Raw genomic sequence first — 11,489 nt, 5'->3', positions numbered from 1 at the left:
CCGAGCTCGCGTGCGGCGAGCTCGGCGACGGGGCGTTCGACGTCCGTACCCAGAGCCGGTTCGAGACCGACGAGCGTGCGCCGGTGCAGGATGTCCACCAGGGTCGCCGCGCCCTCGGCCCGCACGGCGTGCAGCACTTCGGCCGCGATCACCGCGCCGCGGCCATCGCCGTACACGTCGGCGGCTCCGGGCTCGGCGCTCGCGAGGTCGCGGATCGCCGCGGCGCCCGCGCCGTAGACGTCGACGAGACGCTCGGCGAGCGCGCGGTCCCACGGCAGTGAGGCCAGAAGGCGCTGCCGTGCGGCGGCGGCTCCCGACCAGCGCGGCGACAGCGATCCGGGCAGCGGCGCGCGATCGGTGCGCGAGGGGGGAAGGGATCGGCCGAGCCTGCGGGCGATCTTGTCGACCGTCTGGCGTCCCAGACTCAGGTGCGGAGTGAGTTTGCCGCCGACGATCGTGATGAGACCGGGGGCCTCGTCGTGGGCCAGGATGAGGTGGCTGCGGGGGATGTTGCCCGCCTTGACTCCCGGTCGGTACGGCAGCGGCCGGACGCCCGTGTAAGTCAGCAGCACGTCGTCGGCGGTGAGGTTCGCCGTCGGGATCAGCAGGTTGGTCTCGGCGAGGAGGTAGGCGATCTCGTCGTCCGTGCCGCGCACGGCGCCCGGGTCGCCGTCGAAACGGTCGTCGGTGGTGCCGATGAGGTAGCGCCCGTTCCAGGGGATGACGAGGATCGCGCGGTTGTCCGAGCGCGCTTCGAAGTAGATGCAGGCGTCGGGGGCGCCGGGGAAGGCGTCGACCACGAAGTGCGTTCCCGTGGTGCCGCCGATCTGCCGCGGCATCCCGAGTCTCTCTCCGAGCTCGTCCACCCAGGGGCCGGCCGCGTTGACCACGCAGGACGCGCGGATCTCGAAGGTCTCGTCGGTGAGCAGATCGCGGGCGGCGACCCCGACCACGCGCGCCCCGTCGCGGAGGATGTCGGATGCCTCGACGTACGTGCCGATGACGGCTCCGGCCTCGCCGGCGGACAGCGCGGTCTCGATCACCAGGCGTTCGGGGTACGTCACCTGGCCGTCGTAGTAGCGGACGGCGCCGGAGAGGCGTTCCTTGTCGAGTCCGGGCAGCTCGGTGTCGATGGCCTTGCGGCTCAGATACCGATGGGCGGGCACGGACTTCCGCAGCGACAGGATGTCGTACAGGACGAGTCCGATGCGGAACATCCATCCGGGCAGGTGGTTGTGGCCGTAGAGCGGGACGACGAACGGCAGGGGGGTCACGAGGTGCGAGGCGATACGGAACAGGCACTCGCGGTCGTGGAGGGATTCGTAGACCAGCGGGATCTCGCCGTGCTCGAGGTAGCGCAGTCCGCCGTGGATCAGGCGGCTGTTCCACGACGAGGTGCCCACGGCGAGGTCGCCGCGTTCGATGAGGGCGACCGAGAGGCCCCGTGTCGCGGCATCGCGTGCGATCGCGACGCCGTTGATGCCGCCGCCGACGACGAGGACGTCGAAGGCTCGGCCGGTCAGCTGCGCCCGGGTGGCGCGAGAGAAGCTGGTCATATGTCTCGTTCTCCATTGACGGTGACATGGGCGGCGCAGCTGCACCTAAGATGTATATACAAGAGTACACAACTTCGGACAAGCGGCAGCGCCTGTCCGTGGGACGAGGAGGTCCGATGTCACTGCCCACGACGATGGTGGGGTGCAGCCCCAAGAGCTACCTCACCGCGGACACGGCTCCGCGATGGCTGGACGCGGTGCGCGACGGGCTCGCGCAGACGCAGCAGCGCGGCGACGGCGTCTTCGTCTGCGTCCCGGCGGCCCTGCTCACCCGCGCCGTCGATGCCCTCGCTCCCCTGGGCGTCGTCGTCGGCACGCAGGACGTCTCGGCCTACCCCGCCGGGGCCTACACGGGCGAGGACAACGCCGACCTGCTCGCCGGCTTCGGCGCGCGGCTGGCCATGATCGGGCACCCCGAGCGCGTGCGGTACTTCGGTGAGACCCCCGAGGTGTTCGGCGCGAAAGCGCGCCGAGCCGCCGCCTCCGGGATCGCCCCCGTACTCATCGTGGGCGAGCCGGAGCGCGGCGCCGACCCCGAGCGCGTGATCCTGCCCCAGCTCGACGCGGCCTTCGGGGGTGTTCCGGAAGATGCCCCCGTCGTGGTCGCCTACGAGCCCACCTGGGCGATCGGTGCCGCCGAACCCGCCCCGCCGGCGCACGTCGTGGGTGTCGTGGCCCGGCTGCGCGAGCTGACGGCCGGGCGAGGGGGTGCCGTGCGGGTCGTCTACGGCGGCAGCGCCGGTCCGGGGACCTTCGCCGCGATCGCCGCCGCCGGTCGCGCGCACGACCGGGTCGACGGCATCCCCGATGGCGTCTTCCTGGGGCGCGCCGGAGTGGATGCCGCGGGCTTCCTCGCCACGATCGCCGAGGTGCGCGCGGCCTGAACGCCGAACGAACGGCCCGGGGCGTCTCCCCGGGCCGTTCGCTCGCGTATGCGGCGGATGGATCAGATGACGCCCCACGCGTCGATCGCCGTCCGGAGTTCCTCGTGCACAGCGGCAGCGTCTTCGACGGGGGTGCCGGCGACGGCCGCATCGATGGCATGACGCATCGCCCGCACGCCGGCGCCCGCCCCGCCCGGGTGTCCCTGGATCGCGCCGCCCGCGCCCAGGACGATGTCGGTGCCGAGCTCCGCGACGTAGCGCCCGACGGTGCCGGGGTGCACTCCGCCGCCGATGACGGGCATGGTCGGCGCGATCCCGGGCCGGGGCAGGAGCATCTGGTGCACGGTGCGCACGTAGGGCAGGCTGCGGATCGACGCGCCCCCGTAGGGCGTGCTCACCAGGGCGAGGTCGGCCCCCGCCAGTCGTGGCAGCAGGCCCATCGCCAGGGGAGCGCTCATCCCCGTGGCGGGTCCTTCGAAGTAGGGGGCGGCGCCGGCGAAATGGCCGAGGACGGGCACCTCCACCGCCTCGGCGAGCGCCTCGAGCGAGCCGTAGCCCACGGTGGCGTAGGTCGCCATGACCGCTCGGGCTCCGGCATCCACGGCCCGGCGCGCGGTGTCGATCATGCGGTCGGGGCGATCGGTGACGTTGGGGATGTAGATCGTCTCGATCCCGGTCTCCTCGGCCGCCGCACGGGCCGCGGCGGTGAAGAGGCGCACGCGCTCGACGACGGGGGAGTACTCCGGGTCGGCGGTGAGCTCGTCGTCCTTGATGAGATCGATGCCGCCCCGGGCGGTTTCGAAGAACACCTCGCGCGCGACGGCGGGCGGCATGCCGGCGCACGGCTTCAGCATGTTCAACAGCAGGGGGCGGTCGGTGACGCCGGTGAGTCGGCGCAGCCCCTCGACCCCGAACGCCGGGCCCCGGAAACGGCTCGCGAAGGCGTCGGGCAGCTCGAGGTCGACGAGCTTGGCCTCGACCGAGGTCGACGAGTCGTTCCCGAGGAGGGTCGTCAACATCATCGGCAGAGACGGCCCGAAATTGATCGTGGGGAGGGCGATCCGGACGACGTAGCCGATGCGCTCCGGCTCGGCGACCCCCCGGGTGTCGGCGGGCGGGAGGCTCGAGATGCCGACGACGCGGGCCTCGTGGCGTGCGCGGAGCTCGTCGGTGATGCCGGGAACGGGCAGCCAGGTCCCGGTCGTCTGGCCGACGGCGAACCGCGTGGCGCGGGCGAGCGGATCGACGTCGACGGGCAGCTCGAGCACGTAGGTGGCGAGGAGGTGATCGTCGCCGAGCGTCTCGGGAAGAGCGAATAGATCGAGGGGGGAGGGCATGCGGAACTCCTTCAGGGGCGCAGGCGGGTGACGAGGTCCTCGAGGACGAGGGCCGCGCCGTGGTCGCCGTGGTGCGCGGTGTGGCGGGTGGTGAGGGCTTTGACCTCGTCGCGGGCGTTGCCCATCGCGACGGGGTGACCGATGCGGCTCAGCCAGGGCACGTCGTTGCCGCCGTCGCCGATGCCGAGCACGTGCGCGGGGTCGATGCGCCCGTCGAGCAGGTGCCGCAGGGCCTCCCACTTGTGGGCGTCGGGGGCGACGAACTCCCAGAAGGTGTCCATCGACCGCGCCGCCCCGGGGAGCGCGGCGCGGACGTCGTCGGTGACGGCGTCGAGGGCCGCGGGGTCGCCGTGCAGCATGATCTTCAGCGTCGCCTCGGGCCGGATGCCGGACGGGTCGCCCACGCGGACGGCGTCGGGGCTCTCGCCCAGGGCGATCAGCTCGTCGGCGACGGGGCCGGCGGCATCCACCCAGATCGTGTCCCTCTCCCACCAGGTCAGGGCCAGCCCCGTCGAGCGGTGCAGCGCGACGGCGGTCGCCACGTCGGCGGGGGACATCGCTGCGACGCGCGTGTCGACGTCGGCCACGGGGTCGAAGGCCACCGCGCCGTTCGCGGCGGCGACGCCGTTGCGCAGCCCCAGCTCGCGCGCCAGGCCGAGGACGCTTCGTCGTGAGCGTCCGGTGAGCAGGAAGACCGGGAGCCCGGCATCGCGGACGGCGCGGATGGCGCTCGCGGTGCGCGCGCTGACGGCGTGGTCCCGGCCGGCGATGGTCCCGTCGACGTCGAGAGCGACGGCGCGGACGGGATGCGGACTCCCGGTCTCGAGCATCATGCGGTCAGCTCACCGCCGGGAAGAGCGCGGCCACGCCCAGCACGAGGGTCGTCACCGGCCAGATGGCGGCGGCCGGCGGGTCGATGTGCGTGTCGCCGTGCGAGAGCCAGAGGCGCGCGAAGACCTCGGCGATCCACGCGCCGAGCAGGCCCGCGACGATGCCGATGAGCATCGCGGCCCAGGACTGTCCGCCCACGATCGGCAGGAACGTGACGGCCGCGACGCCCGCGGGCAGGGTGATGTGGTGCGTGACGGGCACGGGGATGCCGATGGTCAGGAAGATCAGCGACACGGCCGAGACGGCGAACATGAAGGTGGCGGCGCTGCCGGCGATCGCGGGCACCCCCTGGGCGATCGAGATCGCGACGAAGGCACCCAGAGCGCCGACGAACACGCCCAGGAAGGTGTTCGGGACGAAGCGCTCCTGCCCCTCGATCCATCGCCCCTCGTCCGAGGGGGAGTACGCGGCCCAGCCGCTCGCCCCCGAGGAGTTGCGGGCGAAGACGCCCGTTCGCCCGAAGACGAGACGAGCGATCAGGGCCGACACGAGCACGGTGACGGCGACGGCGTCGGTGTGGGTTCCGAACCAGGGGATGATCGCGACGAGCTTCTGGAAGAAGTAGCCGAAGACGCCGAACACGGCGCCCACCAGCAGCACGTCCGGCTGGGCGAACTTCGCCAGCGGCGTGACGATGTCCTTGCCCAGGAGATCGTGTTTGCGGGCCGCGTACGCGGCGGCCGCGACACCGCCGGCGAAGGAGATGTGCGGCCCGAAGGCCGGTCCGAAGGCGATGGAGCCGAGGATCGGCGACGTGGGGTCGGCGATGAGGGCGATGAGCCCCACGAGCACCATCACCCCGGTGAAGATGAACGCCTGCAGGGCGCCGATGGCGGCGCCGAAGAAGCCGCCGGCGGCGGCGGCGAGGATCGAGAAGAGATCGATGTCCATATGTGTGTCCTTGGCCTCACGTCGTTGTGTGCGCGGAAAGGGATAACCTTCGGTCGGGCGCTACCGACCGGATCACAGAGTAGAGACCCGAGACTTACAGGGCAATACTTGACTATACAAGTACGACCAGATTAACCTCAGCCTGCCGACGGACGCCCGTGCCCGACGGCGCATCACCTCCAACACGATGAAGTGGGAGCACCCATGGTCAAATACCTGCTGGGAATCGACGAAGGCACCACGAGCGCGCGTGCCTTCGTCATCGACGAGGACACCACCGTCGTCGGGTTCGGCCAGGCCGAGCTGACGCAGATCTACCCGCGTCCCGGCTGGATCGAGCACGACCCGATGCAGATCCTGAACACGCAGCTCGAGGTCATCCGCGCCGCTCTCCGCGACGCCGGCATCACCCCCGACGACCTCTCCGGTGTCGGACTGACGAACCAGCGCGAGACCGGCATCGTGTGGGACAAGGAGACCGGCCGCCCCATCTACAACGCGATCGTCTGGGCGTCGCGGCACTCGGTCGACATCGTGCAGGGATGGGTGGATGCCGGTATCGGCGACCTCATCCAGGAGCGCACCGGCCTCATTCCCGACGCGTACTACACGGCATCCAAGATCCGTTGGATCCTCGACCAGGTCCCCGGGGCACAGGGTCGCGCGGAACGCGGCGAGCTCTTGGCGGGAACCGTCGACACCTGGCTCATCTGGAACCTCACCGGGCGGAAGTCCTTCAAGACCGACTACTCCAACGCCTCGCGGACCATGATGATGAACCTCGAGACCCTGCAGTGGGACGAGGAGCTCCTCGGGCACTACAACATCCCCGTCGGCATGCTCGCCGAGATCGTGCCGTCGGACTCGAACTTCGGCACCATCGAGGCCACATTCGGCGCGCCCGTCGTGATCGGCTCCGACCTGGGCGACCAGCAGGCGGGACTGTTCGGGCAGGCCGCGTTCACGCCGGGTCAGGTGAAGATGACCTACGGCACCGCGGGCGTGCTCAACATCAACTGCGGCAGCACGCCGCGGCGCATCGAGGGGCTCACGCCCAGCCTGGCCTGGGGGGTCCAGGGGCAGACGGCCTACGAGGTCGAGGGCGTGCTGTTCGCGATGGGCAAGACCATGCAGTGGCTGCGCGACGACATGCAGCTCATCCACGCCGCGCCCGACAGCGAGTGGTACGCGGGGCAGGTCCCCGACACGCAGGGCGTGTACCTGATCCCCGCGTTCACGGGTCTGGCCGCCCCCACCTGGGATCCCTATGCCCGTGCCGCCCTGATCGGCATGAGCAACTCCACCAACCGCCTGCACATCATCCGCGCCGCGGTGGAGTCCATGGTCTTCCAGACCCGCGACGTGGTCGAGGCGGCGCTGGCCGGATCGGACCTCGCCATCCCCGAGCTGCGCGTGGACGGCGGTGCGGTCAAGAACAACCTGCTGTGCCAGCTGCAGGCCGACATGCTCGGCGTCCCCGTCATCCGCCCGAAGAACGCCGAGGCCACGATCTTCGGTGCGATGCTGTTGGCCGGTCTGACCACCGGGGTGTACTCCAGCCTCGAAGAGCTCGAGTCCAAGTGGGTCGTCGACCGCGTCTTCGAGCCGCAGATGAGCCGTGACGAAGCCGACTCCCGTTACGCGGGCTGGACGGCCGCGCGGGAGCTGACGAAGGGGTGGACCAAGAAGGTCCAGGTCGCCTGACCCCCGGGCGGGCACCGGTGCCGACGGCGCACCGGTGCTCCGCCCTGCCCGCGAGACGCGATGCGGGCACTCCCGCCCGCCCCCGAGCCCTGACGCGGGCACCTCCGCCCCGCGGTCACCCCGCGCGGGGCCCTGGACCGTCGCGCCGGTCCGGACCGCGCAGACGAACGACGAAGAGGCACGAATTGTGACGCAGTACATCCTCGGCATCGACGAGGGAACGACGAGCGCGCGGGCGTTCGTCATCGATGAAGACGCCCGCGTGCTCGGCCTCGGCCAGTCGGAGCTCACGCAGATCTCCCCGCGTCCCGGGTGGCTCGAGCACGATCCGATGCAGATCCTGCACACCCAGCTCGACGTCATGCGCGAGGCGCTGCGGCAGGCGGGCATCACGGCCGATCAACTCACCGCCGTCGGGCTGACCAACCAGCGCGAATCGGCGATGGTGTGGGAGAAGGACACCGGCCGACCCCTCTTCAACCTCATCGTGTGGGCGTCGCGGCACTCCGATCAGATCGTCCAGGACTGGGTCGACTCGGGCTTCGGCGACCTCATCAAGGAGCGCACCGGGCTCATTCCCGACGCCTTCTACGCGGCATCCAAGATCCGATGGATCCTCGATCACGTGCCCGGGGCGCAGGAGCGCGCGGAGCGGGGCGAGCTGCTGGCCGGCACGGTCGACACCTGGCTCATCTGGAACCTCACCGGCCGGGAGTCGTTCGTCACCGAGCCCTCGAACGCCTCGCAGACGATGATGATGAACCTCGAGACCTGCGACTGGGACGACGACCTGCTGCGCGGCATGCGCATCCCTCGGCACATGCTCGCGCGCATCGTGCCCTCCGACGCGCACTTCGGCACCATCGAGGCCACGTTCGGCGCACCGGTGCCGATCACGGGCGCGCTCGGCGACCAGCAGGCGGGTCTCTTCGGCCAGGCCGCGCACGCGCAGGGCCAGGTCAAGATGACCTACGGCACCGCCGGGGTGCTCAACATCAACAACGGCGCCACCGCCTTCCGTCCCGACGGGCTCACGCCCAGCGCCGCCTGGACGATCGGCGGCGAGACCTCGTACGAGACCGAGGGCGTCGTCTACGCCATGGGCAAGACGATGCAGTGGCTGCGCGACGACCTCCAGCTCATTCACGCCGCCCCCGACAGCGAGTGGTACGCGGGGCAGGTCTCCGGCACCGAGGGCGTCTATTTCGTCCCCGCCTTCACGGGGCTGGCCGCGCCCACGTGGGACCCGACCGCGCGAGCGGTCCTCGTGGGCATGTCCAACTCCACCAACCGGCTGCACGTCATCCGCGCCGCGGTGGAGTCGATGGTCTACCAGACGAGGGATCTGGTGGATGCCGCGGTCACCGGCTCCGGGTTCGAGATCCCCGAGCTGCGGGTGGACGGCGGCGCCGTCAAGAACGATCTGCTGTGCCAGTTGCAGGCCGACGTGCTCGGCATCCCCGTGGTGCGCCCTCGGAACTCGGAGGCGACGATCTTCGGGGCGATGATGCTCGCGGGCCTGTCGGCCGGGGTGTACCGGGATCTCGCGGAGGTGCGCTCGAAGTACGAGGTCGATCGCGTCTTCGAGCCGCGGATCGACAGCGGGCGTGCCGACGAGCTCTACGCCGGGTGGCGAGCCGCGCGCGATCTGACGCGCGGGTGGACGGCGGCGGTCGCATGAGCGCGCGCGTGCCCGACTTCGACTCCTACGTCTTCGATCTCGACGGCACGATCTACCTCGGAGAGACGCTGCTGCCGGGTGCCGCGCGCCTGATCGAGGGGCTGCGCGAGCGCGGGAAGCGCGTCGTGTTCTGCAGCAACAACCCCACGAAGAGGCCGACCGACTACGCCGCGAAGCTGACGCGACTGGGGCTGCCCACGCCGGCGGAAGAGGTCTACACCAGCCTCGCGGCGACGGTGTCGTGGATCCGGCGCACGATGCCGGACGCGGCCGTGTTCCCCATCGGCGAGGCGCCGCTGGTCGAGGCGCTGGCTGCGGCGGGAATCGAGATGAGCGAGGATCCCGCGCGCATCGACCTGGTCGTGTCGTCGTACGACCGCACCTTCGCCTACGACAAACTGCAGATCGCCTTCGATGCGCTGTGGTTCCACCGCCGCGCGCGCCTGGTGACGACCAATCCGGATCGCTTCTGCCCCTTTCCGGGGGGACGAGGAGAACCGGATGCCGCGTGCATCACCGCCGCCATCACCGCGGGCACCCAGATCGAGTGCGAGGCGGTCTTCGGCAAGCCCTCCAAGGATCTTCTCGACATCATCGTCGCCGAGACGGGGCTGGACCCCGCGACGTCGGTGATGGTCGGCGATCGTCTGGCCACCGATGTGCTCTTCGCCAAGAACACGGGCATGCGCTCCGCCCTGGTCCTCACCGGCGAGACCGATCCCGCCATGGTGGAGGCCGCTCCCGCCGCCCAGCGTCCCGATTACATCCTCGAGCGGATCGACGATCTGCTCGACGTCGATCTCGCCGTCCGCTGACGGTTGTCGTCCGCTGGGCGACGGAAAGGACACCCATGTCCCTCGTATCTCCCGCGGAGCTCGCTCGCTCCAGCTCCGGCGGCGCGCTGCGCCTGTTCTCGGAACCGGGTGCGCTGCGCCATCTCGGGCGCCTCGTCGACGAGCTGGCGCCGTCGGGCGAGGTCGCGATCGTGGGCGACGGCGCGCAGAAGGTCGTGGACGACGGTGACCTGGACGCGGTGGTCGAGGCCGCCGTGTCCGGCGCGCGCACCCCGCGACACGTGCGCGTTCCCGTCGGCGCGCACGGTGTGACGCTGGACGAGCGCACGGTCGAGGCGGTCGCGGCCGGCGCCGCCGGCGCCGCGATCATCGTCACCGTCGGCTCGGGAACCGTCAGCGATCTGGGCAAGGTCGTCGCCGCCGACCTCGGCGTCCCGCTGATCTCGGTGCAGACCGCGGCGAGCGTCAACGGCTACGCCGATCCGCTGTCGGTCGTCGTGCGAAACGGTGCCAAGCGCACCGTGCCGAGTCGCTGGCCGGACGCCCTCGTCATCGACCACGATGTCGTGGCACGGGCTCCGCTCGCCCTGACTCGGGCCGGGGTGGGCGACGCCGTCGCGATCTGGTCCGCCCCCGCGGACTGGTACCTGGCGTGTGCGCTGGGCATGGATTCCTCGCTCTACGACGGCCGGTTCGTGGACCCCGTGCGCGACCTGGCTCCGGCGCTGGCGGATGCCGGACGCGATGACGCGGACCGGCTCGGCGTGCTCGTCGACACGCTCACGGTCGGCGGTCTCGTCATCGGCGATGCCGGCACGACCGCTCCCCTGTCGGGGGTGGAGCACCTGATGAGTCACGTGTTGGACATGTCGGCCCTGGCGGAGGGCGTCGCGCACGACCTGCACGGGGCGCAGGTGGGGGTCGCGAGCGTTCTGGCGGCCTCGCTGTGGGACATCGCCCTCGAGGAGGGCGGGTTGTTCGCGCTCGAGCCCGCCGACCTCGTCGTGCCGACCGATGTCGAGAAGCGTGTGCGGCAGGTGTGGCATCCGGTCGATCCGTCGGGCGTCCTGGGTAAGGAGTGCTGGCGGGCGGTGCAGGCGAAGATGCGACGCTGGGTCTCGGCGACGTCACAGATCGTGTCGTTCTTCTCTCACCGCCGTCGGCACGTCGAGACGCTGCGCGCCCTGGCGGGGGATCCGGCCGTGCCCCTGGCCGCGCTGCGCGCGTGGAATGCTCCGACGACCTTCGCCGAGCTGACGCCGCCGGTCTCGCCCGACCGCGCGCGGTGGGCGCTCGGCGCCCTGCCGTTCATGCGCGACCGCCTGTCGATCGCGGACCTGTTCGTCCTGGCCGGTCGGTGGGATGACGAGCTGTTCGATCGCGTCTTCGCGCGCGCCGCCGCGGTGGGCGGAGGGTTCGGTATCTAGTTGTATAGGGTTGGCTATACTTGTACTATTGAAACGATCGCAGCAGAGCCGCTCCGATCAACAGGAGGGAATCCCCAATGACATTCGCCAGCACGAAGCAGCTCGCGCTCGAGGCGCGTGCGAACGGCTACGCGGTCCCCGCGGTCAACATCGTCGACGGCATCTCGATCGCCGCGGTCGTGCGCGCGGCGGACCGCGCCGGGTCGCCGATCATCCTGCAGACCTCGGTGAAGACCGTGAAGTACTTCGGCGCCGCGGTGCTGTCCGGCCTCGCCGCCGCGGCCGCCGACGCCGCGAGCGTCCCCGTGGCGCTGCATCTCGATC

General features: G+C 70.9%; 10 protein-coding genes. 6 read left to right on the top strand and 4 right to left on the bottom strand.

Annotated elements, in window-relative coordinates; translation table 11 throughout:
• A partial coding sequence (locus tag QZ433_RS00090; RefSeq protein ID WP_295779431.1) for a glycerol-3-phosphate dehydrogenase/oxidase occupies positions 1 to 1,556 on the bottom strand: 1,556 nt, incomplete at its 3' end.
• A 116-nt stretch (positions 1,557 to 1,672) separates the two neighbouring features.
• Here QZ433_RS00090 and QZ433_RS00085 point away from each other — a divergent pair.
• On the top strand, positions 1,673 to 2,440 hold the full coding sequence (locus QZ433_RS00085) for a triose-phosphate isomerase family protein (RefSeq protein WP_295779430.1): 768 nt from the start codon (positions 1,673 to 1,675) through the stop codon (positions 2,438 to 2,440).
• 62 nt (positions 2,441 to 2,502) lie between these two features.
• On the opposite strand, the gene QZ433_RS00080 is transcribed toward QZ433_RS00085, so the two are convergent.
• The 3 genes from QZ433_RS00080 to QZ433_RS00070 are packed head-to-tail and all read right to left on the bottom strand — an operon-like array spanning position 2,503 to position 5,559.
• A complete protein-coding gene (locus QZ433_RS00080) occupies positions 2,503 to 3,777 on the bottom strand; it encodes a RuBisCO large subunit C-terminal-like domain-containing protein (RefSeq protein WP_295779429.1) in 1,275 nt (424 codons plus the stop codon).
• A gap of 11 nt (positions 3,778 to 3,788) precedes the next feature.
• Entirely contained in the window at positions 3,789 to 4,610 is an 822-nt protein-coding gene (locus QZ433_RS00075; protein WP_295779428.1) for an HAD family hydrolase, read from the bottom strand.
• A gap of 4 nt (positions 4,611 to 4,614) precedes the next feature.
• On the bottom strand, positions 4,615 to 5,559 hold the full coding sequence (locus QZ433_RS00070) for a hypothetical protein (protein WP_295779427.1): 945 nt from the start codon (positions 5,557 to 5,559) through the stop codon (positions 4,615 to 4,617).
• 204 nt (positions 5,560 to 5,763) lie between these two features.
• Here QZ433_RS00070 and QZ433_RS00065 point away from each other — a divergent pair, with 204 nt between their 5' ends.
• The 5 genes from QZ433_RS00065 to QZ433_RS00045 form a co-directional block, all read left to right on the top strand.
• Positions 5,764 to 7,263 carry a glycerol kinase gene (locus QZ433_RS00065; protein WP_295779426.1) on the top strand — a complete coding sequence of 500 codons (1,500 nt, stop codon included), beginning with the start codon at positions 5,764 to 5,766 and terminating at the stop codon, positions 7,261 to 7,263.
• A gap of 187 nt (positions 7,264 to 7,450) precedes the next feature.
• Complete coding sequence (gene glpK / locus QZ433_RS00060; RefSeq protein WP_295779425.1) at positions 7,451 to 8,944, top strand: glycerol kinase GlpK; 1,494 nt, start codon at positions 7,451 to 7,453, stop codon at positions 8,942 to 8,944.
• Positions 8,941 to 9,759, top strand: a complete 819-nt coding sequence (locus tag QZ433_RS00055) for an HAD-IIA family hydrolase (RefSeq protein ID WP_295779424.1) — start codon at positions 8,941 to 8,943, stop codon at positions 9,757 to 9,759. Before glpK ends, QZ433_RS00055 begins: the two co-directional genes overlap by 4 nt.
• Positions 9,760 to 9,794: 35 nt before the next feature.
• A complete protein-coding gene (locus QZ433_RS00050; protein WP_295779423.1) occupies positions 9,795 to 11,165 on the top strand; it encodes an iron-containing alcohol dehydrogenase in 1,371 nt (456 codons plus the stop codon).
• A gap of 77 nt (positions 11,166 to 11,242) precedes the next feature.
• On the top strand, positions 11,243 to 11,489 hold a 247-nt coding region (locus QZ433_RS00045), incomplete at its 3' end, for a class II fructose-bisphosphate aldolase (protein WP_295779422.1).

Origin of the sequence: uncultured Microbacterium sp. (assembly GCF_913776565.1) — a bacterium.
Classification (GTDB): Bacteria; Actinomycetota; Actinomycetes; order Actinomycetales; family Microbacteriaceae; genus Microbacterium.
The sequence above is the reverse complement of the archived record's forward strand: the minus strand, read 5'-3'. Positions and strand labels throughout refer to the sequence as shown.